The 24,171-nt window shown below is 69.5% G+C and carries 24 protein-coding genes and 2 riboswitches; of the genes, 8 read left to right on the forward strand and 16 right to left on the reverse strand.

Annotated elements, in window-relative coordinates; genetic code table 11:
- Positions 1-2: 2 nt before the first annotated feature.
- Both I4J89_RS27270 and I4J89_RS27275 read right to left on the reverse strand, forming a co-directional pair.
- A complete protein-coding gene (locus tag I4J89_RS27270; protein WP_196416946.1) occupies positions 3-383 on the reverse strand; it encodes an Atu4866 domain-containing protein in 381 nt (126 codons plus the stop codon).
- 117 nt (positions 384-500) lie between these two features.
- The gene (locus I4J89_RS27275; protein ID WP_373688162.1) at positions 501-1,103 is read right to left on the reverse strand and encodes a TetR/AcrR family transcriptional regulator; all 603 of its coding nucleotides are present in this window, start codon (positions 1,101-1,103) and stop codon (positions 501-503) included.
- A gap of 188 nt (positions 1,104-1,291) precedes the next feature.
- Between I4J89_RS27275 and I4J89_RS27280 the strand changes: the two genes are divergently transcribed.
- Together I4J89_RS27280 and I4J89_RS27285 are read left to right on the forward strand one after the other, a co-directional pair.
- Positions 1,292-2,188, forward strand: a complete 897-nt coding sequence (locus I4J89_RS27280; protein ID WP_196416947.1) for an ABC transporter permease — start codon at positions 1,292-1,294, stop codon at positions 2,186-2,188.
- Positions 2,181-2,954: an ABC transporter ATP-binding protein gene (locus I4J89_RS27285; RefSeq protein ID WP_196416948.1), complete on the forward strand. Its 774-nt coding sequence runs from the start codon at positions 2,181-2,183 to the stop codon at positions 2,952-2,954. Before I4J89_RS27280 ends, I4J89_RS27285 begins: the two co-directional genes overlap by 8 nt.
- Positions 2,955-2,978: 24 nt before the next feature.
- Here I4J89_RS27285 and I4J89_RS27290 read toward each other — a convergent pair whose 3' ends face one another.
- Complete coding sequence (locus tag I4J89_RS27290; protein WP_230859682.1) at positions 2,979-3,989, reverse strand: coiled-coil domain-containing protein; 1,011 nt, start codon at positions 3,987-3,989, stop codon at positions 2,979-2,981.
- A 40-nt stretch (positions 3,990-4,029) separates the two neighbouring features.
- Positions 4,030-4,165, reverse strand: a riboswitch (cyclic di-AMP (ydaO/yuaA leader).
- A 208-nt stretch (positions 4,166-4,373) separates the two neighbouring features.
- Positions 4,374-4,505, forward strand: a riboswitch (cyclic di-AMP (ydaO/yuaA leader).
- Positions 4,506-4,514: 9 nt separating this feature from the next.
- On the opposite strand from I4J89_RS27290, the gene I4J89_RS27295 reads away from it, so the two are divergent.
- Positions 4,515-5,543, forward strand: coding sequence for a coiled-coil domain-containing protein (locus tag I4J89_RS27295; protein WP_196416950.1), 1,029 nt, complete (start codon positions 4,515-4,517; stop codon positions 5,541-5,543).
- A 62-nt stretch (positions 5,544-5,605) separates the two neighbouring features.
- Here the strand turns inward: I4J89_RS27295 and I4J89_RS27300 are convergent, their stop codons facing one another.
- From I4J89_RS27300 to I4J89_RS27320, 5 genes are all read right to left on the reverse strand, one after another.
- Positions 5,606-7,969: a glycoside hydrolase family 65 protein gene (locus I4J89_RS27300; RefSeq protein ID WP_196416951.1), complete on the reverse strand. Its 2,364-nt coding sequence runs from the start codon at positions 7,967-7,969 to the stop codon at positions 5,606-5,608.
- Positions 7,970-8,003: 34 nt separating this feature from the next.
- Entirely contained in the window at positions 8,004-8,744 is a 741-nt protein-coding gene (locus I4J89_RS27305; protein ID WP_196416952.1) for an HAD family hydrolase, read from the reverse strand.
- 91 nt (positions 8,745-8,835) lie between these two features.
- The gene (locus tag I4J89_RS27310) at positions 8,836-9,318 is read right to left on the reverse strand and encodes an ATP-binding protein (RefSeq protein WP_196416953.1); all 483 of its coding nucleotides are present in this window, start codon (positions 9,316-9,318) and stop codon (positions 8,836-8,838) included.
- 81 nt (positions 9,319-9,399) lie between these two features.
- Positions 9,400-10,701 carry an ABC transporter ATP-binding protein gene (locus tag I4J89_RS27315; RefSeq protein ID WP_196416954.1) on the reverse strand — a complete coding sequence of 434 codons (1,302 nt, stop codon included), beginning with the start codon at positions 10,699-10,701 and terminating at the stop codon, positions 9,400-9,402.
- A 205-nt stretch (positions 10,702-10,906) separates the two neighbouring features.
- Complete coding sequence (locus I4J89_RS27320) at positions 10,907-12,760, reverse strand: DUF5941 domain-containing protein (RefSeq protein WP_309238501.1); 1,854 nt, start codon at positions 12,758-12,760, stop codon at positions 10,907-10,909.
- Positions 12,761-13,026: 266 nt separating this feature from the next.
- Between I4J89_RS27320 and I4J89_RS27325 the strand changes: the two genes are divergently transcribed.
- The gene (locus I4J89_RS27325) at positions 13,027-13,233 is read left to right on the forward strand and encodes a PspC domain-containing protein (RefSeq protein WP_196416955.1); all 207 of its coding nucleotides are present in this window, start codon (positions 13,027-13,029) and stop codon (positions 13,231-13,233) included.
- On the opposite strand, the gene I4J89_RS27330 is transcribed toward I4J89_RS27325, so the two are convergent.
- The 7 genes from I4J89_RS27330 to pdxH form a co-directional block, all read right to left on the reverse strand.
- On the reverse strand, positions 13,234-13,950 hold the full coding sequence (locus tag I4J89_RS27330) for a DUF4230 domain-containing protein (RefSeq protein ID WP_196416956.1): 717 nt from the start codon (positions 13,948-13,950) through the stop codon (positions 13,234-13,236). It abuts the gene before it with no gap.
- A gap of 177 nt (positions 13,951-14,127) precedes the next feature.
- Positions 14,128-15,303 carry an acyl-CoA dehydrogenase family protein gene (locus I4J89_RS27335; protein ID WP_196416957.1) on the reverse strand — a complete coding sequence of 392 codons (1,176 nt, stop codon included), beginning with the start codon at positions 15,301-15,303 and terminating at the stop codon, positions 14,128-14,130.
- A 35-nt stretch (positions 15,304-15,338) separates the two neighbouring features.
- The gene (locus tag I4J89_RS27340) at positions 15,339-15,635 is read right to left on the reverse strand and encodes a type II toxin-antitoxin system VapB family antitoxin (protein ID WP_014687530.1); all 297 of its coding nucleotides are present in this window, start codon (positions 15,633-15,635) and stop codon (positions 15,339-15,341) included.
- Positions 15,636-15,692: 57 nt separating this feature from the next.
- Positions 15,693-16,310, reverse strand: a complete 618-nt coding sequence (locus I4J89_RS27345; protein WP_196416958.1) for a nitroreductase family protein — start codon at positions 16,308-16,310, stop codon at positions 15,693-15,695.
- Positions 16,310-17,230 (reverse strand): aldose 1-epimerase family protein, encoded by a 921-nt coding sequence (locus I4J89_RS27350; protein ID WP_196416959.1) that lies wholly within the window; start codon positions 17,228-17,230, stop codon positions 16,310-16,312. Before I4J89_RS27350 ends, I4J89_RS27345 begins: the two co-directional genes overlap by 1 nt.
- Before the next feature lie 10 nt (positions 17,231-17,240).
- Positions 17,241-18,491 carry an MFS transporter gene (locus I4J89_RS27355; protein WP_196417147.1) on the reverse strand — a complete coding sequence of 417 codons (1,251 nt, stop codon included), beginning with the start codon at positions 18,489-18,491 and terminating at the stop codon, positions 17,241-17,243.
- 32 nt (positions 18,492-18,523) lie between these two features.
- Positions 18,524-19,150, reverse strand: coding sequence for a pyridoxamine 5'-phosphate oxidase (pdxH, locus tag I4J89_RS27360; protein WP_196417148.1), 627 nt, complete (start codon positions 19,148-19,150; stop codon positions 18,524-18,526).
- Between the two features lie 232 nt (positions 19,151-19,382).
- On the opposite strand from pdxH, the gene I4J89_RS27365 reads away from it, so the two are divergent.
- The 4 genes from I4J89_RS27365 (at position 19,383) to thpR (ending at position 23,554) form a co-directional block, all read left to right on the forward strand.
- Positions 19,383-20,489, forward strand: a complete 1,107-nt coding sequence (locus I4J89_RS27365) for a citrate synthase 2 (protein WP_196416960.1) — start codon at positions 19,383-19,385, stop codon at positions 20,487-20,489.
- Positions 20,490-20,491: 2 nt separating this feature from the next.
- Positions 20,492-21,610, forward strand: coding sequence for a phosphoserine transaminase (serC, locus tag I4J89_RS27370; protein ID WP_196416961.1), 1,119 nt, complete (start codon positions 20,492-20,494; stop codon positions 21,608-21,610).
- 385 nt (positions 21,611-21,995) lie between these two features.
- A complete protein-coding gene (gene sepH, locus I4J89_RS27375; RefSeq protein ID WP_196416962.1) occupies positions 21,996-23,054 on the forward strand; it encodes a septation protein SepH in 1,059 nt (352 codons plus the stop codon).
- Positions 23,055-23,062: 8 nt separating this feature from the next.
- Complete coding sequence (thpR, locus tag I4J89_RS27380; RefSeq protein ID WP_196416963.1) at positions 23,063-23,554, forward strand: RNA 2',3'-cyclic phosphodiesterase; 492 nt, start codon at positions 23,063-23,065, stop codon at positions 23,552-23,554.
- Here the strand turns inward: thpR and I4J89_RS27385 are convergent.
- On the reverse strand, positions 23,551-24,153 hold the full coding sequence (locus tag I4J89_RS27385; RefSeq protein WP_196416964.1) for a TetR/AcrR family transcriptional regulator: 603 nt from the start codon (positions 24,151-24,153) through the stop codon (positions 23,551-23,553). The two genes, thpR and I4J89_RS27385, sit on opposite strands and share 4 nt — an antisense overlap.
- Between the last annotated feature and the right edge of the window lie 18 nt (positions 24,154-24,171).

Here is a 24,171-nt window from a genome sequence, read left to right on the forward strand (position 1 = left end):
CCTTAGGAGCCGGCCGGGAGCAGGCGATGGCCGGCCATCTCGAGTTCGCCGTCGTACACGGTCACCGGGGTGTTCAGCCCGGAGTCGTCGCGGAGCAGCATGGACACGCCGTCGATCTGGTAGGTGCCCCGGGCCGGCCGGCGGCGGCCGGCGACCGCACCGGCATAGGTGCCGTCGGAGCGGAGCTGGAGCCGGACCACGCCGTCGGTGCTGCGCCAGGCTCCGGCCACGGCCGCTCCGGTCACCACCTTCGGGCGGCTCGCCGGCAGCGACGTTCCGGAGTCGGCCGCCCCGCCCATGGCGATGGCGAGCAACGCTGTGGAGTCGAGCACAGTGGTGTCGAGCACAGTCGCGTCGGCGCAGGCTTGGCTGAGAGAGGTCATCTTCTCCGGCTCCGGGGGTCGGTCGGGGTCAGCCCCTTCCTTCGGTCTCCAGAGCTCGGAGCGCAGAGGTTCCTGAGTTGCGAACGGGTGCGATTCGGGAAGCACCCGGATGCGCCCTCAGTCGCTGCTCGCCCTCAGCGCCGCCGTGACGGCCGCTGCCAGCTTCTCCAGGTCGTCGTCGCCCAGCGGCTGCCGCGCGACGGCCAGACGCCAGTAGAGCGGGCCGAGGATCAGGTCCACTGCGAGGTCCGCGTCGGTGTCCTCGGGCAGCTCGCCGCGAGCGACGGCCTGGCCCACCAGTTTCTCGCCGACCGCCTGCTGATGGGTGCGGAGCGCCCGTTGCAGGGTCTCGGCGATCTGCGGATTGCGGGCCGCCTCGGCCATCAGGTCCGGGATGATCTGCGAGGCGATGCGATGTTGCAACGCCCGGCTCACGATCATCATGAGGAGCTCGAGATCGCCGGCGAAGCTGCCAGTGTCGGGGAGCGGAACCTTCCGCTCCGCCACGTCCGAGATGATCTCCAGAACCATCTCGAGCTTGTTGCTCCACCGCCGGTAGATCGCGGTCTTGCCGACCCCCGCGCGGCGGGCCACCGCCTCGATGGACAATCGGCCGTAACCGACTTCCGCCAACTCGTTCATGACCGCGGTGCGGATCGCCACGGTGATGTCGCCTCGGAGCACCGCCGCTCCGGCAGGTGCGCGCTTTACTGTCGCCACACGGTCACTATAACGGTACGACGTAACGGTTGCGTTCCGCCGTTTGGTCAGCTACCGTCTACATACACGTCGATACGAACCCGTTCCATCGGTGTCGGTGGGTGCCTGTCATGCTGCTAGCTGTGTTCTCGCGCAAGTCACCGGAACCCGCTGCCTCCTACGGGCCGACAAGATCGGAGCACCACCCCATGCCAGAGACGGCGGTCGCCGACACCGGCGCCGGGCTCTCTCTCAAGGAGCTGGCCCGGCGACACGGCCTGAGTGCATCGGGACGGCTGCCCAGCCTCCCGGAGTACACCCGGTATCTGTGGTCCTACCGGCACTTCATCCGCGCGCACTCGAGCGCCCGGACGAGCTCGGCACTGGGCCACACCAGGCTCGGCATGCTGTGGCAGGTCCTCACTCCGATGATCAACGCCGCGGTCTACTACGTGATCTTCGGCGTGATCCTGGGCGGCCGGAACGGTGTCGACAACTTCATCGCGTACCTCTGCGCCGGCGTCTTCGTCTTCGGCTTCACCCAGGCCGTGGTGGGGCAGGGCAGCAACGCGATCACCGGCAACCTCGGCCTGATCCGGGCTCTGCACTTCCCGCGGGGCAGCCTGCCGCTGTCGGTGGTCCTGGTGGAGGTCCGCAACTACGTCGTGGCGCTGTTGGTGCTGATGGGGATCGTGCTGCTCACCGGTGAGCCGATCACCCCGCAGTGGCTGCTGCTCATCCCGGTGGTGTTCCTGCACTCGATCTTCAACACCGGCCTGACGATGTTCATGGCCCGCTTCGGCTCCAAGGTCCGCGACATCAAGCAGCTGATCCCGTTCATCATGCGGTTCTGGCTGTACGGGTCGGCAGTGCTCTACCCGGTGACCCTGTTCGAGCAGCACCTCGACGGCTGGGCGCTCGCCCTGGTCGAGGCGAATCCGCTGCTCATCTTCATCGAGCTGACGCGGCACTCGCTGATGGAGGACGTCCCGCTGGCCGGTAACCCGACCCTGCTCTGGATCCAGGCGGTCGTCTGGACCGTCGTGGTGAGCATCGGCGGCTACATCTACTTCTGGCGCGGAGAGAAGGGCTACGGCCGTGGCTGAGACCGAACGCGTTCCCACCGTCATCTCGGACAACGCCCATGTGATCTACCAGGTGCACGGCTCGTCGGGACCGGGCAACAACAGCCCGCTGGCCAGCCTCAAGCGGCTGGTGACCAACACCAAGGCGGCGAACGTACGCGAGGTGCACGCCGTCAAGGGCGTCAGCTTCGTGGCGTACCGGGGTGAGGCGATCGGTCTGATCGGCAGCAACGGTTCGGGCAAGTCGACCCTGCTGCGCGCGGTCGCCGGCCTGCTCCCGGTCGCCAAGGGCAAGATCTACGCGGCCGGCCAGCCCTCGCTGCTGGGCGTGAACGCGGCGCTGATGAACGATCTGCCCGGCGAGCGCAACGTCGAGCTGGGCTGCCTGGCGATGGGCATGTCCCCGGCCGAGGTGAAGGCGAAGAAGGACGACATCATCGCGTTCTCCGGCATCAACGAGCGGGGCGACTTCTCCTCGCTGCCGATGCGGACCTACTCCTCCGGCATGGCCGCGCGCCTCAAGTTCTCCATCGCCGCCGCGAAGCAGCACGACGTCCTGCTCATCGACGAGGCGCTGGCCACCGGCGACGCGAAGTTCCGCCGCCGCAGTGAGCAGCGGGTGCGTGAGCTACGCGCTCAGGCCGGCACGGTGTTCCTGGTGAGCCACAGCGAGCAGTCGATCCGGGACACCTGCGACCGCTGCATCTGGCTCGAGTCGGGTCTGATCCGGGCCGACGGCCCGACCGAGGACGTGCTGCGGGAGTACGAGGCCTTCGCTCGCAAGTAAGGCCTCGTACCTCCCGCCGCGCACTCAGTTGACCGAGAGATGCACGTGGTTGGTGTGGTCGCTGGACGGGTCACCACCCGCCCCGCTGTACGACTTCCAGCCACTGCTCGGCAGCCAGATCCGGCGGAACCAGATCACGTAGAGCACCTGCAACTCGTCGGCGTTGTTGATGAAGTAGTTCGCCAGGTTGTTGCCGTAGGTCTTGTCGCCACCCGTGGCATCGCCGCCGAAGGTGTTCTTCTCGGCGGAGAAGTCACAGGCCCGGCCCTTCGGATGCTCACCGCTGTTCTGCTCGCGGAAGCACCGCGTGAACCGGGTGAACCCGTCCTGCCTTGCCTGCTTGAGCGCGTGCAGCATGCGCGGCGTGAGACAGCCGCTGGTGGTCGGGTCGCCCTCGGTGCAACCGCCGCCGCCGCTCGGCGCCGGGTCGGCCGAGGCGCTGCCTCCGCCGCTGCTGCTGCCGCCGCCGTCGCCGGGCTCGGAGGCGTCCTCGCCCTGGTTCGCCGCCTTGAGCGCGGTCTCCGCCTGAGCCTTCCGCTTGGCCATCACGTTGACCTGCTTCTGCTCGTCACGGACCGCCGCGTCGATGGCGATCTTGGCGCGCTGCTGAGCCTCGCGGGTGTTCTTCAGGTCGGCGATCGCCGCGTTCTGCTGCGCTGCCACCGTGGCGAGCGTTTCGGCCCGGTCCAGGAAGGTGTCGGTGGAGTTCGCGGTGATCAGGGCGGACATCGGGCCGAGCCGGCCCGAGGTGTACGCCTGCTGCGCGATCTCGTCCAGGGCCTTCTGCTGCGGACCGAGGGAGGCGTCGAGCCGCTTCAGCTCCGCGGCCAGATCGGCCTGCCGCTGCTTGGACTTCTTCAGCTTGGCCTTGGCGTCGACGAAACCGCTGGAGGCCGCTTCGAGTTGTTCGATGAGGGACTTGGAACCGCCCTCACCGTCGTCGCCGGTGTCGCCCGGCGCAGCGAGGGGATGGGGGGCAGCGGTGGCCGGCGTCGCCGCGACGGCCAGCCCGCACACGGCGACGAGCAGCGCCATCAACGCTGCTAATCGCCGCGCAGTCGAATCCTGCACAGGCATTTCCTTCCGTCGGCCGCCGACCGGGTTAGCTGACGGGTTCGGGACGAAGGAAATCCCTACCGCATTCGCGGATTCACCCCGGAGAAATGTGGTTCCCCGGCTCGCCGCAACGGGCGATTAGGCGGCGGTCCCCGGGTGGGAACCGGATCCGACCATACCGACTACATCGACAGATCGACAGTTCTCGTACGCTCGGCTATTACCTGAACACGGCACGTGATTCGATTACAGAAAGTCGTTGTCCGGTAACTCTTTTTGTAGTTCCGTGGGTCCTGATGCACGGCGATATCTCGGGTAAACTGGCCGCCGGTCCTGCCAGGACGGCACCGCCCCCGAGTTGCCGGCAGGCCGCCGCCCAATCGTCGAAAGGCGAGCCGGGGAACCAGGTCACTGGGGTGAATCCGCTTTACGCGGTAGGGATTGCTTCCGTCCCGAACCCGTCAGCTAACTCGGTCGGCGGTGACAAGGAAGGAACAACTGTTGATGACCGCAAGTCCCCGCCGGTGGCTGACGTTTGCCCTGGCACCGCTCGTGGCCGTTGCGCTGTTCGTGGCACCCGTCACAATGGCGTCCGCGGCTCCCGGTGGCAGTACACCGACTGCCGAGGACGAGGAAGACGCCCTGATGTCGGACCTGATGGAGTCGACGAACCGTCGCTTCGTCAACGCGAAGGCTGCCGTCACCGTGTCCCGGAAGAACCAGAAGAAGCTGGCCGCCGACATGGCGGCCGCCGAGGCCCGGCGCGACGTCCTCATTCCCGAGGTCAACTCGATCGCCCGGCAGCAGTACCAGACCGGCGACCTCAGCGCCGTCGGCTTCCTGCTCAACGCCAGCACGTCGGACGATTTCATGAGCAAGGCGATCTCCCTGGAGGAGATCAACCGGTTGCACGACGGAAAGCTGCGCGAGCTCAACCAGGCGATCGCCACGGTCACCGAGAAGAAGACCGCGCTCGACGCCGAGGTCAAGAACGAGCAGCAGCAGCTGACCGCGCTGGCCAAGCAGAAGTCCGCCGCCGAGAAACAGATCGACCTGCTGGGCGGCTCGACCGGCATCAACCGGACCATCAACGAAGGCCTGGTCGACGCCAAGTCGAAGGAAGCCGCCCCGGCTCCGCGCAACGCCAACGGCGGGTTCTCCGCCGAGGGGTGCACCGAGCGGGACGAGACCACCAGCGGCTGTGTGACCAAACGCACTCTGCACATGTACAAGGAAGTGCGCAAGGCCGGCTTCAAACGCTTCGTCGGCTGTCACCGCAACGGCGGACCGTTCGAGCATCCCAAGGGCCGGGCCTGCGACTGGTCCCTGCAGAAGAGCGGCTTCTCCTCGGCGGACAGCACCGACGAGATGAAGTACGGCAACAACCTGACCGCGTTCCTGGTGCGCAACGCCGACCGTCTCGGCATCTACTACGTCATCTGGTACAAGCAGATCTGGTTCCCGGCGACCGGCTGGGATTCGTACAGCGGGGTCAGTGACCACACCGACCACGTCCACGTCTCGATGCTCTAGCCGTCAGACGAACGAGAACGGCCCCCGACCTTGAAGGTCGGGGGCCGTTCCGTGTCGCGGGCTCAGTGCACGGCGCGGCGCACCGGTGCCCGGCCGGCCGGCTGGGCCGGCGCCGGGCCCACCGGGATCGGCGGCGGGATCGCCATGGTCACCGGCCGCACCTGGGTCACCTCGACCTCTTTGCCGTGGTGCAGCAGGGTGAGCCGGGCCTGGCCACCGCCGTTGCGCAGCGAGTAGGTGACCTCCTCTGCGGTCACGTTCACCCGCAGTCGCAGGCCGCGCCAGAGCAGCGAGAACTCCAGGTTGTTGATCCGGCTGGGCAGGCGCGGGGCGAAGCTGAGCTGACCGTTGAAGTCACGCATGCCACCGAGGCCGGCGACCAGCGCGATCCAGGACCCGGCCAGCGACGCCACGTGCACGCCGTCACGGGCGTTGCGGTGCAGGTCGTGCAGGTCCATCAGGGCGGCCTCGCCCAGGTAGTCGTGCGCCAGCTCCAGGTGCCCGGTCTCGGCGGCCAGCACGGCCTGGATGCAGGCGGACAGCGACGAGTCCCGTACGGTCCGCGCGTCGTAGTAGGCGAAGTTGCGCGCCTTCTCCTCCGGCGTGAACGCGTCACCCCGGATGTACATCGCCATCACCAGGTCGGCCTGCTTGATCACCTGCTTGCGGTACAGGTCGAAGTACGGGTAGTTCAGCAGCAGCGGGTACCCCTCCGGCGGAGTGTTCTCGAAGTCCCACTCCTGCAGCCGGGTGAAGCCCTCGCACTGCTGGTGCACGCCCAGCTCCCGGTCGTACGGGATGTGCACGGCGGCCGCCGCGTCCCGCCAGGACGCCGCCTCCTCGTCGTCCACCCCGAACCGGCGGGCCAGGTCCGGGTGCCGCTTGCAGGCGTCCACCGCGGTCATCAGGTTCTGCTGGGCCATCAGGTTGGTGTAGATGTTGTCGTTCACCACGGCGGTGTACTCGTCCGGCCCGGTGACGCCGTCGATGTGGAAGCGCCCGTGCCGGTCGTGGTGCCCGAGCGAGCGCCACAGCCGGGCGGTCTCGATCAGCAGCTCCAGGCCGACCTCACGCTCGAAGTCGTAGTCGCCGGTGGCCTGGACGTACCGGCGGACCGCGTCGGCGATGTCGGCGCCGATGTGGAAGCCGGCCGTACCGGCCGGCCAGTACCCCGAGCACTCCTGGCCACGGATCGTCCGCCAGGGGAACGCGGCGCCGTGCAGGCCGAGCGTCTGGGCCCGCTCCCGGGCCAGGTCCAGCGTCGAGTGACGCCAGCGCAGCACGTCGGCCGCGGCCGAGGGCTGGGTGTAGGTGAGGGCGGGCAGGACGAACGTCTCGGCGTCCCAGAACGTGTGTCCGTCGTACCCCGGCCCGGTGAGACCCTTCGAACCGATCGGGCGCTTCTCGGCCCGGGCACCGGCCTGGAGGGTGTGGAAGAGGCCGAAGCGGACCGCCTGCTGCACCTCGGGGTCGCCCTCGACCCGGACGTCGGAGTGGTCCCAGAACGCGTCCAGGTAGTCCTTCTGCTGCTGGACCAGCCCGTCCCAGCCGTCCAGGCGGGCACTGGCCAGAGCCGCGCCGACCTGGTCACGCAGCGCGGGCAGCGAGCGCATGCTGGACCACCCGTACGCCGCCAGCTTGACCACCCGCAGCTTCTGCCCCGGCTCCAGCCGGCAGGCGACCGTGGTCCGCAGCCAGTCGGGGTGCCCCTCGGTGGTGATGGCGTGCCGGCCCGGCGTCTCCACCAGATGTTCCATGGCCGAGGCCATCCGCAGGTCGCTCGCCTTGGTCCGGTGGATGAGGATGCCGCCGGCGGGCTGCTCCATCATCTCCTCGGCCTGCAGCGGCCGGTCCAGCACCGCCGCCACGCGCGGGTCCTTGCTCATCGGCGGGAGCTGCTCGTTCGCCACCAGCTCGGACTGCAGGATGAGCCGGGCCGCGCCGTCCAGCGGCTCCACCTCGTAGAGGAACGCGACCACCGCACGCTGGGTGAACGAGACCAGCCGCACGGTACGAACGCGCACACCCTGACCCGACGGGGACACCCACTCGACGACCCGCTCCAGCGTGCCGGCCCGCAGGTCCAGGCAGCGCTCGTGGGAGCGCAGCTCGCCGTACCGCACGTCGAACGGCTCGTCGTCCACCAGCAGGCGCATCAGCTTGGCGTTGGTGACGTTGACCATGGTCTGGCCGGATTCCGGGAAGCCGTACCCGCCCTCGGCGTGCGGCAGTGGCCGCAGCTCGTAGAACGAGTTGAGGTAGCTGCCGGGCAGGCCGTGCGGCTCGCCCTCGTCCAGGTTTCCCCGTATCCCGATGTGGCCGTTCGAGAGCGCGAACACCGACTCGGACTGGGCCAGCAGGTCCAGATCCAGCCGGGTCTCCCGGATGTGCCAAGGGTCGACGGGGTAGGCCCGTTCACGGATCACGGTCGTGCCTCTCGATACCAGAGAAGAGGAGGTCTTATTGAGGGAGTAGCTCGGACAGGTCCGTCACGACGATGTCGGCGCCGTTTTCCCGCAGCGCCTCGGCCTGACCGACCCGGTCCACCCCGATCACGATGCCGAATCCGCCCGCCCGTCCGGCGGCCACACCGGCCAGGGCGTCCTCGAACACGGCACAGTTCTCCGGGGCGAGATCGAGTAGCTTAGCTCCGTACAGGAACGTGTCGGGAGCGGGCTTGCCGGGCAGACCTAGCTCGCGTGCGACCAGGCCGTCCACACGGGCCTCCAGCAGGTCCGCGATCCCCGCCGCCGTCAGCACGTCCCGGCAGTTGGCGCTCGCCGACACGACGACGCGGCGCAGGCCGGCGGCCTTGACCGCCTTCAGGTACTCCACCGAGCCGGGGTAGACCTGGACCGCGCCTTCCTTGATCTTCTGCAGCACCAACACGTTCTTGCGGTTGCCGACGCCGTTGACGGTCTCCCGATCGGGGCCGTCGTCGTGGGTCCCCTCGGGCAGGGTGATGCCGCGGGAGGCGAGGAAAGTCCGGACACCGTCGGCGCGCTGCCGGCCGTCCACGTACTGGTGATAGTCGAAACCGGAATCGAAGGGGACGAAGGGCGTGCCGTGGCGTGCCGCCCACGATTCCAAGAACGAATCGAACGTCTGTTTCCATGCGGCATTGTGCACCAACGCGGTTTGCGTGAGCACTCCGTCAAGATCGAAAAGGCAAGCGGTCACCTGCGAAGGAAGTCCGAGCACGCGCCCAATGTAGCCGGACGGGAAGGACGACGAGAGCGGAAGGGCGGCTTCACATTTCGACGATCGTTCGCACGCCGTTCAACCTGCTGTTTCAGCGAGAATCCGGCACGACATCCAAGGACATGCGCAATCCGATCGAGGTACCGATCGGACCGGTCGCGGTGGTCACCTCGTCGCACAGCTGATGTGCCAGCCACAGTCCGCGGCCGCCGACCTCGAACGCCTCCGGCGCGCGCAGATCGTGCAGGCGCTCGCCGGGGATGCCTGGACCGGAATCGGTCACCACGCACCACACCGAACGGTCCTCGACCCGCAGCACCAGCCGCCCGTTGCCCCCGGCGTGCAGCACCACATTCGTGATCACTTCGTTGACGGCGAGCAGATAGCCGTCCCGGCGATCGCCGCCCAGGCCGAGCAATACCAGCCGACCGGCCACCTCGTGCCGGAGAACGGTGATGTCGTCGTGCCCGAAGGAGCAGTCGAGCAAGACGGAATCCCCCGTTGGAGGGGCGGCATCGACCCTCGGCTCCCTCTCTGGAGCCGAGCGAACGCCGCGTCCGAACCTGTCCTCCACCGTCGTGCAGCCTACGCGCTGTGGCCGTCCGGTGGCGGGAGGCATCGGCTATCCCGCTCATAAGTGGCGCGTGTCGCGCACTCAGCGCCAGCCAACATCAATCCGATCGCCTCGCTCGTCGAAGAAGTGCACCGCTTCCATCCGGACCGAGATCGCCAGTGGGTGGCCTGGCGAGACCTGTGGGTACGGTGCCAGCCGCACCGCCAGCTCGGCCGGCTTCCGGGCGTGCCGGCCCGGGTCGTTCAGCAGGCTGACCCGGTCCCGGGACCGCGGCGGTACGGGCAGCTCGGGTGCCGCCGGCCGGGTGAGCCGCTGCAACGCCCCACCGATGCGCTTGAGCGCACCCTCCGGCGGCGCCTGGTCCTGCACCGGCCCGCCCATCTCGTCCACCACGATCGCGGTGGCGCCGATGTCCAGGTACGCCAGCGACTCGTGCCCGTGGTGCTCGAGGTAGCGGATCCGGCCCTGGAGGATGTGACCCGGCGTCTGCGGGGTGACCGGGGTGAGCGCCTCGGCCCGGATCCCGACCACGATCCGTTCGCCGTGGTAACGGGTGATCGCCCGCGCCCGCGGATCGTTCCACGGCATGTAGAGGGTCTGCTCGCCGAAGTTCAGTGCGATGTACTGATCCAGGTGCACGTAGACCGAGGCCTCGAGCAGGTTCATCTTCGGTGAGCCGAGGAAGGCCGCGACGTAGAGGGTGGCGGGGCGCCGGTAGACGTCGGTGGGCGTACCGCAGTCCTGGAGAATGCCCTTCCGCATGATCGCCACACGGTCCGCCATGGTCAGCGCCTCGGCCTGGTCGTGCGTGACGTACATGGTCGTCACGCCGAGCTCCCGGGTCATGCTGGTGATCTCGGCGCGCAGCTCGGCGCGCAGGCCGCTGTCCAGGTTGGACAACGGTTCGTCCATCAGGAAGAGCCCGGGGCGGCGGACGATGGCCCGGCCCATGGCGACGCGCTGACGTTGACCGCCGGAGAGCTGGCTCGGGCGGCGGCCGAGCACCTCGCCGATGCCGAGAGCGCCGGCGACGGCACCCACCCGGTCCTGGCGCGGTGCCGGCTCGACCCCGGAGAGTTTGAGCGGGAAGCCGATGTTCTCCGAGACGGTCATGTGCGGATAGAGCGCAAAATCCTGAAAGACCATGGCGATGCTGCGGTCGCGCGGAGGCAGTTCGAGGACGGGTTCGCCGTTCAGCAGGATCTCGCCCTCGCTGGGATCCTCCAGGCCGGCGATCATGCGAAGGACGGTCGACTTGCCACAACCGGAGGGCCCGAGCAGGACCATGAACTCGCCGTCCTGCACCTCCAGGCTCAGGTTGTCTACGGCGTACGTGCCGTCTGGCCAGATCTTGGTGACGTCCTTGAGCGCGACGGTGGACACCGTCAACCTCCCCGATCGAGTGTGATCCCGATCCCACGACGGTCGGCGATCGGGTACTGACTCTGCGAGTGGCTTCGATGGTTCGCCATCGGGCGAAAGTGCCATTCGCACATAGTGATCATTCGATTACGGAGATCTGAACTTCAGAAGATCAGCTGTGCACGTGCACAGCACGAACCGACATAACCGACAACGACCCCGAGGGTTACCGGCTCGCCCGCCAGTCGCCGACCGCCGTCACCACGAACGCCCCGCCGACCAGCGCGGCAAGCACCGCTGTACCGGCCGTGGCGTACCCGAGCAGGGCAGCCAGGACCAGCAGCAACACCCGGCCGTCCCAGCCGAGCGGGGCACCGCCGGCACCGGTCGCCGGCGCGCCCTTCTCCATCCGGGCGGTCAGGTCGTAGTGCCGCATCGCGAGCATGAACAGCAGCAGGAACACCACCGGCGGCGGCACCGTGCCGTAGAGCCCGACGGCGGCCACGATCAGGTACTCGCCGGCGCGCAGGGCAGCAGGCACCAGCCAGTCCAGGGCGCCGCCGTGCCGCAGACGCGCCGGAAAACCGCCGATCAGTACGAAAACCGCGACCAGAGCGAGCAGCCACGGGTAGCGAGACGGCGCCATCAGTCCCACGGTGACCAGCGCGTACGCCGTGAACAGCGCCGCACACGGCAGAGGCCACCCGATACCGACCCGGCTCAGCACCACCCGCACCAGCGGACCGTCGTCGCGGTGACGCATGGTGTCGACGGTGTTCAGCACGCCGACCCGCATGGAGAGCGCGCGCAGCGACCGCAGTACCAGCGTGTACGCCGCCGCCAGCAGACCGAACCCGACGACGGCCGCAAGCGTGGTCCGGCCGTTCGTGAACGCGGCCAGCACGGCGATCAGCGCCCACCGCTCGCCGATCGGGAAGACCACGATCCGTTTCGCCCAGTAGATCAGGGAACCGCGCTGACTCTGCGCCTTCACCGACGCGGCGCTGAGCCGGGCACCGACGCCGCCCGCGGGCTGCGCGCCTGGATGCGCGGCGGCCTCGTCGTGCAGCGCCCCGTACCAGGTGTCGGTCATGTGCCGGGCGGTCTGGAGGACGATCGCGGTGATCGCCAGGGGCCACGCGTAGGGCAGGCCGATGCGTTCGGCGCCGGCCGCCAGACCGGCGTACACCGCGTACTCCTTGGCCCGGTCGGCCATGGTGTCCAGCCAGCCGCCGAACGCGTCGAACTGGCGTGTGTACCGGGCCAGCTGCCCGTCCACGCAGTCCAGCACGAAGCCGAGGTAGAGCAGCACCGCACCGGCGATCATCGCGATCCGGGAGGCCTGCCAGAACAGCAGGGCGGCTCCGGCCGCGAAGAGCACCGACAGGGCGGTCACCCCGGTGGGCGTCATCCGCAGCCGGGCGGCCGCCTTGGTCACCCGGGGCGACCAGGTGCTCACCGCGTACGTCGTGAAGAAGTCGTCCTGTTCCTTGACGGCGAGCCGCAGGCGCGCCGCGTCCTCGTCCACGGCGTCGACCGCGTGCCGTGCGGCGGTCAGCTCCGCCTCGCTGCTCACCTGTTCGGCATGCAGCAGCCGGGTCCGGGTGGCGACCGGGACCAGCCCGGCCTCGAGCAGGGCCGGCAGCAGCTCGGCCCGGTCGGCGACCTTGTCCAGCAGCGGCAGGTCGGCCGGGGCGATACACATCGCGCCGAGGAAACGCACGGTTCCGGTGCCCGCCGGGGCGGGCACCACCCGGCCGCGGTCCTCCGTCAGGTCGCCGCCCGGCTCGGGGGCGACCAGTACGGTGCTGCGCCTCGCCGGTTCGGTGGCCAGCATCCACAGCAGGCTCGCGTGGGCGACCAGGTTGTCCGAGCAGATCAGCAGCGGTTCGTTCGCGTCCCGGGCCTGCCGGGCCAGCTCGCGCAGATGGGTGGCCACCTCGCCCGGCCCGCCGGACCGCTCGACGACCGAGACGCCGGCGGCACGCATCGCCGCGGTCAGATCATCGGCGAGCCGGCCGGCTTCGGCATCGGGAATCGTCGTCTGAGCAGGGACGGCGCAGAGGAGGGCCAGGGTCACCGTTCAACTCCTCATAAGCGCCCGAAATCGGCACCCAGGTTAACAGCGGGCGTACTCCGGGTACGGGTCACCCGTACGGGAAGTTGGCCAGCGGTATCCACCTGTGGGCCGAGGGCCGCCCGTGCTCCCGTACTTACCGTCGAAGTGGCCGTGGCAGAACGCCACGACCAAATGAGAATTATTCACGACCGCGGTGACCACCTGCGCCGCAAGCGCACCAAGGGTTCGAGCTAAGTCGTGAATAATTCTCACTGCTGAAGGAGCGGATGATCGTGTCCTACAACCTCAAGACCCGTACTCTCACCCGCCCCCGTCACAACCGCATGATCGCTGGCGTCTGTGCCGGCCTGGCCCGCCGTTTCGGCATGCGGCCCGGCACGGTGCGGCTGCTCTTCCTGGTCTCCTGCCTGCTGCCGGGCCCCCAGTTCATCGCCTACCTCGTCCTCTGGGCCCTGCTGCCGAACGAGAAGTGATCAGGGGCTGGCGAACGTCACTGTGACAGTGGTGTAGCCGAGGCGGGCGAAAAGGCTCTCCAGCATGCGCTGGGTGTTCTCTTTCGCCCGCCGGTCCAGCTCACTGGCCCGGGCGGCCTCAGTGATCCGCTCCTGGGCGAGCTGATAGACCCGCTGCTGCTTGTTGGGCTCGTCACCGAACGCGTCACCGATCCGGTTGAGCAGACCCCGCTCCTCCGCGACGACGTAGCTCTTGGCCATGTCGAGAGCGGCCGTGGACTGCTGCGGCGGCGGCAGCGTCAGCTCGATCGACTTCTTCCCCTCATCGATCTTGAGAGCGTCGCCGGCGAGCGCGCTGAAGTCGACATAAGCCTCAACAGTGCCGGAGCCGACGAACAGGGTCCTCCGGTTCACCAGGAAGTCGGGGATGTTCTCCTTCTCCTGCTGGAGGTCGACGATGACTTGGAAGGTGCCGTCGGCGGCCACATAGCGGTGCAGGTCGCGCATCGACTGGAGCAGCACAGGCTGGCTGCGGTCGATGGTCCGATCCTCGAAGGGGTTGTCGAAGGAGGGCAGCACGTTTATCGCGCGCAGCCCGAAGCAGGCGAGGACGATCAGGGCGAAGACGAACCCCACGAAGATCAGGAGCCGGGCGAAGCCGTTCGGCCTGTGCCGCTCCTCGTCGGGAACAGTCGGGTACTCCCTGGTCGGGTCATCGACCTCCGGTGAGGTTGCCATGACTCAACGGTAAGGAGGGGGTACGACATCCGCATCCCCTGGACCCGGTCTCCTGCCGGTAACGCTTCTTCGGGGTACGCGTAACTGGCGTCCCGCCGAAGCCGACCCCGTCCCCCGCTCTCCCGGCGCGAGCCCGGCTTCCCCTCACCGCCCCAGCGCGACCACCGGGAAACAGCATCACCGCGCGAACGCGTTCAACCCGGTCAACTTCTGGCCGATCGACAGTTGGTGGATCTCCGACGTCCCCTCGTACGTCAGCACGCTCTCCAGGTTGCTGGCATGCCGCATCACCGGGTACTCGTGCAGAATCCCGTTCCCGCCGAGGATCGTCCGGCACTCCCGAGCGATCTTGATGGCTTCCCGCACGTTGTTCAGCTTGCCGATGCTGACCTGCTCCGGCCGCAGCGGCCCGTCCGCCGCGTCCCGCATCCGGCCCAGGTGCAGCGCGAGCAGGAAGCCCTTCTGCAGTTCCAGAGCCATGTCGGCGAGTTTCGCCTGGGTGAGCTGGAAACCCGAGATCGGCCGGCCGAACTGCTCCCGGCGGGCCGCGTAGTCGAGCGCCGTGTCCAGGCAGTCCCGCGCCGCGCCGAGCACCCCGAAGATGATGCTCAGCCGCGCCTCGGTCAGGCAGGACAGCGGCGCCATCAGGCTGCGCACCCCGGGCAGCCGGGCGCTCTCCGGCAGCCGGACCCCGTCCAGGACGATCTCGCCGGTGCTCGACGCGCGCAACGACATCTTGTGGCCGATCTCCCGGACCGCGAGACCCGGGGTGCCGGCCGGTACGGCGAACCCGGTCACACCCTTCTCCGCCCGCGCCCAGATGACGGCCACATCGGCGATCGGGGCGTTGAGAATCCACGTCTTGACCCCGTCGAGCACCCAGTCGTCGCCGTCCCGGCGGGCCCGGGTCGACATGCCGGTCGGGTCCGAGCCGTGATCCGGCTCGGCCAGGCCGAAGCAGCCGAGCAGCCGGCCGGCGGCCATCCCGGGCAGCCAGCGCGCCTTCTGCTCCTCCGAGCCGTATCTCCAGATGGCGTACATCACCAGGGAACCCTGCACGGAGACCAGCGACCGGACACCGGAATCGGCGGCTTCCAGTTCCATGCAGGCGAGGCCGAGGCTGACCGCCGAGGAACCGGGGCACCCGTACCCCTTCAGCTGCATGCCCAGCAGGCCCGCATCGCCGAACGCGGCGGCCAGGTCGCGAACCGGGGTGTTGCCGTTCTCGTACCACCCGGCCACGTGCGGCCTTACATGATCGTCGGCCACCCGGCGGGCCTGAGCGCGGATCTCGCGCTCGTCATCGGTGAGCAGTTCGTCAAGATCCAGCAGGTCAAGCGGTCTGACACCCATGGATGCACGCTAATGGAAAGCGTGACTCAGCGAAATCAGCCCTCTACTACCAGTACACGGGCGTGGATCTGATTGCGCTGTTGCAGAGCCGCACGGAGCGCCCGGTGCAGACCGTCCTCCAGGTAGAGCGCCCCCTGGTACTCCACCACGTGCGGGAAGAGGTCTCCGTAGAACGTGGAATCCTCGGCGAGGAGCTTGTCGAGTGCCAGCTCCCGTTTCGTGGTGATCAGGTCAGCGAGCCGGATCGGCCGCGGCGGGATCTCGGCCCACGCCTTCAGCGTCGTGTGGTGATCGGGGTACGGGGCTCCGTCCCGGACCGCTTTGAAGATCACGGCGGCTGCCCCTTTCCGTCAGAACGTTTCTCGCCTGTCAGCCTAGCCGCGCGCCGGTCAGACCTCGCCGGCCGAAGCCCACCGGCCATGATGCACCACATCTGCCACCGGACGGCGCCCGCGGCGTAGTGACGGGGACCTCTTGTCGGCGCCCGGGTAGCCGACCGTGAGCGCACCGATCGGGGTGAACTCGTCCGGCACACCGAACGCGTTCTTGAAGTCACCCACGGTGGCGGCCGGCAGGCCGATGAAACACGAGCCCAGCCCTTCGTTCACCGCGGTCAGATGCATGAGCAGAGCGGCGAACCCGGTGTCGATGTCCCAGTACGGAACCGGCCAGCGCGCCTCGTCCCGATCCGTCCAGCCCTTGTCCGACTCGGCGTAACGGTCCAGATAGACCGATTTGTTGGAGAAGGCGACGATGATCAAGGGTGCCGTGGACATCCGCCGCAGCCAGCCGTCGGGCGCGCCACCGGCCGAAGCGGTGCTGGCCCAGAACCGGTCCCGGTCCTCGGCCGCGGTGAGCACCAGAAAGCTCCAGCCCTGGGAGAAACCGGCCGACGGCGCACGCAGCCCGTGCCGCACGATCTTGTCGACCAGTTCCGGCGGCAGCGGGCGATCCGGGTCGTAGCCGCGTACCATCCGCCGCCGGCGGACCACCTCGTCGAACTCCATCAGGCGCGGATGCCCCAGGAGGTCGTCCAGGTCTCGCCAGGTGTCAGCACGACCAGATCGCGGCCGGTCCGGAAGGCGTCCGGCGGGCAGGTCATCGGCTCGACCGCGACCGACCGGCGGAACCGCTCGCCGTGCAGGGTGTCACCGGAGTAGACCTGCCAGTAGCGGAACTTCTCGTCGGCCCAGACCACGATCCGCCGGTCCGAACCCGGGTCGGCCAGGGTGACCGCGGTGATCCCGTCGGCGTCGAAGTCGATGTCGCCGAACGTCACGTCCAGGACCGCGGTGCCGATCCGGCGGGGCTCGGCGTAGTCGTACTCGGTGCCGGCGACCTTGACGGCGCCGATCGGCAGCAGCCGGTTGTCGGCCATGATCCGGCTCTTGGCCGGCACCTGGAGCACGGTGTCCTCCACCGTCACGCCGGGCAGCCGCAGGTACGGGTGAACCGAGTACCCCCACGGCGCGTTCGCCTCGGACGTGTTCACCACCTCCTGCACGCAGCGCAGCCCGTCCGCCGAGACCGACCAGCGGGTACGCAGCCGCAGCGACCACGGGTAGCCGACCTGGGCGGGCAGGTCGAACTCCAGCGTCACGGCGTCGGCGGCCTGCTCGACGGCCCGCCACCGGGACCAGTTCACCAGGCCGTGGATCGCGTTGTGCCGAGCCGGCTCGGTCAGCCCGAGCTGGTACTCCACGCCCTCGAAGACGTACCGCCCGTCCCGGATCCGGTTCGGCCAGGGCGCGAGGATCTGGCCCGCGGACCCCGGGGAGATCTCGTCGGTGCCGAACCCGTCCAGCAGCTCGACGCCGTCGACGGCGTAGGCGCGGAGCGTGCCTCCGATCTCCGCCAGGACGGCACGATGCCCGTCCGCCTCGATGGACCACTGGATCCCGGACTTCGCGGCTGCCTCTGCGCTCATGACGCCGACACTATCGGTCCTCGGATCCGTCCCGATCGGGCCGGTAGCGAACCAGTGCCGGAGAGGCCACGGCGAGTAGCACGGCCAGGCCCGCGGCGGCGAATCCACCACCCGCCCAGGAGGCGGTCACGCTGGTCAGGTCGGCCGTCGCGCCGGCACGCAGGTCACCCAGCCGGGGGCCGCCGGCCACCACGACCGTGAACACGCCCTGTAGCCGCCCGCGCAGCCGGTCCGGCGCGAAAGTCTGCATGATCGACTGCCGGTAGACCGCGCTCACCAGGTCGGCCGCACCGGCGACGGCGAGCAGCACCACCATGAGCCAGAGCTGGTTCGCCAGCCCGGAGAAGCCGATCGCGATCCCCCAGCCGACCACCGCGACCACCAGGGCCAGGCCTTGCCGGCGTACCCGGCCGATCCAGCCCGAGGTGAGACCACCGAGCACCGAGCCGATCGCGATGGCGCTGTACAGCCAGCCCACCGCCGCGCCGCCGCCGAACTGCTCCTCGGCCACCGCCGGAAACAGGGCCCGCGGCATGGCGAACACCATCGCGATCAGGTCGATCGCGAAGGAGAGCAGCAGCACCGGCTGCGTGACCAGGTACTTCAGGCCGACCGCGATACCGCGCAGACCGGCGGTCGGCTTCTCCTCACCGTCGGCGTGCTGGACCGGCGGGATCGCCGGGAGCCGCCAGGTCGCCCAGAAGGTCACGGTGAAGAGCAGGGCGTCCACGGCGTACGCCACGGTGACACCCGAACCGGTCGACCAGATCCCCATGATCAACCCGGCGAGGAGCGGTCCCAGCACGCCACCGGCGGTCGTGGTCGTGTAGTTCAGCGTGTTGGCGGCCGGTACCAGGCCGGCCGGGACGATCCGCGGGATGATCGCGTGCCGGGCCGGTGAACTGATCGCGAACCCGGCCGATTGCAGGGCGGTGAGCGCCAGCAGCAGGTGGCCGCTGCGGACCCCGAGCAGCGCCTGCGCCAGCAGGCCGAGCGTGGTCACCCAGGTCAGCACCGAGCTGGCCAGCAGCAGCCGGCGCCGGTCCACCACGTCGGCGACCGCGCCACCCCACAACCCGAAGATCAGCAACGGTACGAGACCGGCCACGCCCAGCAGGCCCACCCAGGTCGGCGAGTCCGTGATGGCGAACATCTGCACCGGTACGGCCACCGCGGTGAACTGAAATCCGAAGTACGACGCCCCGTTGCCGATCCACGTCCGCCGGAACGTCGGAACGCTCAGCGGGCGGGTGTCGATCATCCACGACTTCGTCTTCCGCTCGGTGGCCCCGCTCACGGGGCGAGCCTCTCCACCACCCAGTCGTCGGGCCCGGTCCGCCGGAACCGGAGCCGGTCGTGCAGCCGGTTGCTCCGGCCCTGCCAGAACTCCACGGTCTCCGGCCGGACCCGTAGGCCACCCCAGTGCGGCGGCGCCGGGACCGGGCCGTCACCGAAGCGCTCGACCGCCTCGGCCAGCCCGGCCTCCACCGCCTCCCGCCCGGGCAGCACCCGGGACTGCGGGCTGGCCCAGGCACCGAGCTGGGAACCGTGCGGCCGGGACGCGAAGTACTCCTCGGTCTCCGCCCTGGAGACCCGCTCCACCGGCCCGGCCACGATCACCTGACGCTGCATCGGGAACCAGGGGAAGACGAGGCTCGCGTACGGGTTCGCGGCGAGGTCCGTACCCTTCCGGGACTCGTAGTTCGTGAAAAACACGAAACCGTCAGAGTCATACCCTTTGAGCAGCACGGTCCGCGCCGACGGCCGGCCCTGCGCATCGGCCGTGGCCAGCACCATCGCGTTCGGTTCGGGCAGCCCGTACCCGGTCGCCTCGGCGAACCACTCGGCGAACTGCCCGGTCCACTCCGCGGCCAGCACGCCCTCCAGCAGCGGCGCCCGCTCGGTGTAGTCCCGGCGCATCCCGGCAGGCGACGGCGGTTCGACGGCCACGGGCTCTCCCTGTCTCTTTCTGGTGCAACGAACTTAAGTCGGCGACCCTCATTCGTCAGGTCAACCACCATGGGTGTCATCGAGAGCACAATCGGGACGGGTCGACCGTGCGGTTACCCGGCGGGCAAGATGAATCACCCACCGCACACCGGCTACACCGTTTGCTTCTTGTTCGCTTCCCGTTCGCTTCACAGGGAGTGCCGTGTCCGACTTCAAGCCGGGACTCGATGGCGTGATCGCCTTCGAGACCCAGATCGCCGAGCCCGACCGGGACGGTGGCGCGCTGCGGTACCGCGGCGTCGACATCGAGGATCTGATCGGCCAGGTCTCCTTCGGCAATGTCTGGGGCCTGCTGGTCGACGGCAAGTTCGGGCCCGGGCTGCCGCCGGCCGAGCCGTTCCCGGTGCCGGTGCACTCCGGTGACATCCGGGTGGACGTGCAGTCGGCGGTCGCGATGCTGGCGCCGTACTGGGGGCTGTCCCAGATGCTCGACATCAGCGACGAGCAGGCCCGGTCGGACCTGGCCCGGGTGTCGGTGACCGCGCTCTCCTTCGTCGCCCAGGCGGCCCGCGGGCTGGGTCTGCCGGCCGTACCGCAGAAGGACATCGACAAGGCCGAGACCATCGTGGAGCGGTTCATGCGCCGGTGGCGCGGCGAGCCGGACCCGCGGCACGTCAAGGCCGTCGATGCGTACTTCATCTCGGCCGCCGAGCACGGGCTGAACGCCTCCACGTTCACCACCCGGATCGTGGCCTCCACCGGCGCGGACACGGCCGCCTGCGTGTCCTCCGGGATCGGTGCGCTCTCCGGCCCGCTGCACGGCGGCGCGCCCACCCGGGTGCTGCACATGATCGAGGCGGTGGAGCGCAGCGGCGACGCCACGACGTACGTGCGGGACGTCCTCGACCGCGGCGACCGGCTGATGGGCTTCGGCCACCGGGTGTACCGGGCCGAGGACCCGCGGGCCCGGGTGCTCCGCCGGATCGCGAAGGACCTCGGCGCCCCCCGCTACGAGGTGGCCGCCGCACTCGAGTCGGCCGCGATGACCGAGCTCCGCGAGCGCCGCCCGGACCAGGATCTGTGGACGAACGTCGACTTCTGGGCCGCCGTGGTGCTCGACTTCGCCGAGGTGCCGGCGCACATGTTCACCTCGATGTTCACCTGCGCCCGGGTGGCCGGGTGGAGCGCGCACATCCTGGAGCAGAAACGGCTCGGCCGCATCCTGCGACCCAGCCTCCACTATGTGGGACCGGAGCCGCGCAAGCCGCAGGAGGTCGAGGGCTGGAATCAGCTCACGCATAATGTGTGACCGTGGCTGATATCCGGATTCCTGACGCGATCAAACCGGTAGACGGACGGTTCGGCTCCGGGCCGAGCAAGGTCCGGCCCGAGGGTGTCGAGGCGCTCTCCGCGGTCTCCCGCACCTTCATGGGCACCTCCCACCGGCAGAAGACGGTGAAGGACCAGGTGGCCCGGCTGCGCCGCGGCCTCGCCGACTTCTTCTCCGCGCCGGACGGCTACGAGGTGATCCTGTCCAACGGCGGTACCAGCGCGTTCTGGGAGACCGCCACGTTCGGCCTGGTCCGGAACAAGGCGCAGTTCGCCGAGTTCGGCGAGTTCGGCGCCAAGTTCGTACAGGCCGTCGCCAGCGCGCCGTTCCTGGACCAGCCGACCGTGCACAAGGCGCCCGCCGGGCAGGCCGCGTTCCTGACCGCCGAGGCCGGCGTGGACGTCTACGCCAGCGTGCACAACGAGACCTCCACCGGCGTGGCCGTACCGGTTCGCCGCGTCGAGGGCGCCGACCCGGGCGCGCTGGTGCTCACCGACGCCACCTCGGGCGGCGGCAGCCTCGACGTCGACCTGCGCGAGACCGACGTCTACTACCTGGCGCCGCAGAAGGCGCTCGGCTCCGACGGCGGTATCTGGCTGGCCATGATGTCGCCGGCCGCGATCGAACGGGCCTTCCAGATCAAGGCGACCGGGCGGTACATCCCGCAGTTCCTCGACCTGGTCACCGCCATCGAGCAGTCCCGGCTCGAGCAGACCTACAACACGCCGGCCCTGGCCACGGTCTTCCTCGCGGCCGAGCAGGTGGACTGGATGAACGCGCAGGGCGGCCTCTCCTGGGCGGTCAAGCGCAGCGCGGAGAGCGCCGCCGCGATCTACGGCTGGGCCGACCGCTCCTCGTTCGCCGAGCCGTTCGTCACCGACCCCGCACTCCGCTCCGCCGCCGTGGCCACGATCGACTTCGCCGACGGCATCGACGCGGCGGCCATCGCGAAGGTCCTGCGCGCCAACGACATCGTGGACACCGAGCCGTACCGGAAGCTGGGCCGCAACCAGCTCCGCATCGCCCTCTACCCCACGGTCGACCCGGCCGACGTGGCAGCCGTCACCGCCTGCATCGACTACGTCGCCGAACGCCTCTGACCCCATTCGGCGCCTCTCCGGCCACCCCGGCCCAACCCCACTGCTGCCTCACGCCGGTTGAGGCAGCACCACCGTTGGGCCGAGAGGCTGCGGCAGACTGCTTGAGCCCGGCGGCGGCGCTGCGGCCCGGCCTGGCAGACGGTCGCCCCGGAGAGGGCGTGACAGGGTTCATTCGAGTTGACTACCGGATACCCGTACCTCTAAAAGGGTCTGTTGGGTTTGAATGGATCTCGAAATCGGAACTGAAGATCATCATCGCTGGCCAGCTAGTTTGACGGCGTGGCTTACCCCCATAGGGTGACCAAGGCGCGTACCGTGTTCCGAAACGCGCCCGGGTGGCTGACTCTCGGGAGCACAGGCCAACGCGACGGGACGGAGGCAACGCATGCGGCCGGTACGCTTCGTCGCCCTCTCCGAGGACGGTCAGGCTCTGGTGCTCGCCGACGAGGTCGGCCGGCTCCTGGCCCTTCCCATTGACGACCGGATCTCCGGAGCGCTCCACGAAGGTCCTGCGACGCCCGGTTCGGCAGTCGCGGTCATGGCTCCGGAGGCGGCGGCACCGCCGTCGCTGTCCCCTCGGGACATCCAGGCGCGCATCCGCCAGGGCGAGTCCGCCGAGGACGTCGCCCGGATCGCCGGCGTGCCGGTCGACCGGGTGCTGCGTTACGCCGGTCCGGTGCTGCAGGAGCGCGCCATGCTGGCGCAGCACGCCCGCCGCACCCGGCTGAAGACGTCGGATTCCGGGCAGCCGCTCGCCGAGGTGGTGGACAGCCGGCTCGCACAGCACGGCATCGACACCGAGAAGATCTCCTGGGACGCGTTCCGCAAGGACGACGGCACCTGGCGCATCGTCGCCACCTGGCCGTCCGGCAAGGCCACCGCGCAGGCCATCTGGGACCTGGACAAGGGCCGTCAGGTGGTCTCCCCGCACGACGACATGGCTCAGTACCTGTGTGCTGAACGCCCCACCCAGATCCTCGGGCAGGAGCCGGCTCCGGAGCGCGGCGGGCACGGCCTGCCCGGTCCGGCCCGCAGCTCCGAGCCCACCCGGGGCGGCCACGGCCTGCCTAGCGCCGACCCGGCTCCCGCGCGGCCGACTCGCGACCCGATCCGAGCCGGGCGGGACGCCCTGCTCGCCTCCCTGGACCGGCCGCTCGAGGGCAGCTCCGGCCGCAGCCTCGAGCCGGCGCCGCGCCGTCCGGTCGCCGGTGGCGCTGCCGCGCTGCTCGGTGGTGGTTCCGGCTCCGCCTTCGACGATGACGCCGACCTGCCGAAAGAGGTGCCGGCCGTGCCGTCGCTGGCGGTCCTGCGGCCGCGCCGCACGGTGGGCCAGCCCGCCCCGGCCAACTCGGAGTCCGAGGAAGGCAGCAAGCCCCGCAAGCGGCTGCCGAGTTGGGACGATGTGCTGTTCGGGGGCGGCCCGGCAGCCCGGGAGTCCTCCTGAGCCTGTTCGTGGCCGTCTTCCCCGCGGAGGACGCTCGGCTCCACCTGAAACGCCACCTGCCCGCTGTCGGCGGGCTCACCCGGCCGGAGAAGTGGCACATCACCCTCGCCTTCCTCGGTGAGGTGCCGGACGAGGGCACGGACCATGCCGCCGGCGTCCTGGACGACGTGCCTCCGCCCGGCCCGATCACGCTGCGGCTGGCCGGTGGCGGCCGGTTCGGCACAGTGCTCTGGGCCGGTCTGGCCGGAGACGTCGAACCGCTGGAGGCGTTCCGGGAGGATGTCCGATCGGCGTTGGTGGGAGCGGGTTTCGCGGTTGACGGGCGACCGTTCCGGCCGCACTTGACGGTCTCCTACCGGTTCGACCGCGGCGTCCAGCAGGCGCTGGCCGGATATGCCGGGCCGTCCTGGCCGGTGACCGAGTTCGCGCTGGTGCAGAGCACGGCCGGGGAGTATCACCGGCTGCGCGCCTGGCCGGCCGGATCAGCGGAGGGCCGCTAGTCACGGTCCGGTTCGGCCCTGATCCCGTTGATCATGAGGCGGAGGCCGTACCGGAACTGTTCCGGTGAGCCGACCACCGGCAGTTCTTCGCCGGGCAGCCCGGTCAGCGCCCGGCTCACCCGGTGCCAGCGTTCGTCGCGTACCCCGGCGTTGACCGCCATCGCCAGCGCCGCCGCCACGTACGCGATCAGCGCCTGCCCGGCATGGACGACACCGGTGGGCGACAGCCCCGATTCGGCGAGGGCCCGGTTGAGTTCTGCGGCCAGCCGGAGCCCGTGCGGTCCGAGGGGCGGCCGCGCCGAGACGTGCGCCGCGATGCCCGGATGCCGCAGTGCTTCAGCCCGCACCGAGGTCAGGATCTCCCGTACCCGATCGTCCCAGCTCACCGAAGGCGGCGGGACGGTCACGCCGGCCAGGGCCAGGTCGGCGACCGCGTCGAGCAACGCCTCCCGGTTCGGGAAGTGCCGGTAGATCGCCATCGGATCGCAGCCGAGCTCGGCGGCGATGCGGCGCATGGACATCGCCGCCTGGCCGTCCCGGTCACCGAGCCGGAGCGCTGCCTCGGCGATGAAAGCGGCGGTCAGCGATCGTTTCGGCACTGCTGGAGTCTACGCCGT

Source organism: Actinoplanes aureus (assembly GCF_015704865.1).
In the GTDB taxonomy this organism is placed as follows: Bacteria; Actinomycetota; Actinomycetes; order Mycobacteriales; family Micromonosporaceae; genus Actinoplanes; species Actinoplanes aureus.

Bases quoted from the DNA above. Each gene is read 5' to 3' on its own strand.
- I4J89_RS27270 (WP_196416946.1), bottom strand. From the start codon at position 383: ATGACCTCTCTCAGCCAAGCCTGCGCCGACGCGACTGTGCTCGACACC.
- I4J89_RS27280 (WP_196416947.1), top strand. From the start codon at position 1,292: ATGCCAGAGACGGCGGTCGCCGACACCGGCGCCGGGCTCTCTCTCAAG.
- I4J89_RS27290 (WP_230859682.1), bottom strand. From the start codon at position 3,989: ATGGCGCTGCTCGTCGCCGTGTGCGGGCTGGCCGTCGCGGCGACGCCG.
- I4J89_RS27295 (WP_196416950.1), top strand. From the start codon at position 4,515: ATGACCGCAAGTCCCCGCCGGTGGCTGACGTTTGCCCTGGCACCGCTC.
- I4J89_RS27325 (WP_196416955.1), top strand. From the start codon at position 13,027: ATGATCGTGTCCTACAACCTCAAGACCCGTACTCTCACCCGCCCCCGT.
- I4J89_RS27330 (WP_196416956.1), bottom strand. From the start codon at position 13,950: ATGGCAACCTCACCGGAGGTCGATGACCCGACCAGGGAGTACCCGACT.
- I4J89_RS27335 (WP_196416957.1), bottom strand. From the start codon at position 15,303: ATGGGTGTCAGACCGCTTGACCTGCTGGATCTTGACGAACTGCTCACC.
- I4J89_RS27345 (WP_196416958.1), bottom strand. From the start codon at position 16,310: ATGGAGTTCGACGAGGTGGTCCGCCGGCGGCGGATGGTACGCGGCTAC.
- I4J89_RS27350 (WP_196416959.1), bottom strand. From the start codon at position 17,230: ATGAGCGCAGAGGCAGCCGCGAAGTCCGGGATCCAGTGGTCCATCGAG.
- I4J89_RS27355 (WP_196417147.1), bottom strand. From the start codon at position 18,491: ATGATCGACACCCGCCCGCTGAGCGTTCCGACGTTCCGGCGGACGTGG.
- pdxH (WP_196417148.1), bottom strand. From the start codon at position 19,150: ATGCGCCGGGACTACACCGAGCGGGCGCCGCTGCTGGAGGGCGTGCTG.
- sepH (WP_196416962.1), top strand. From the start codon at position 21,996: ATGCGGCCGGTACGCTTCGTCGCCCTCTCCGAGGACGGTCAGGCTCTG.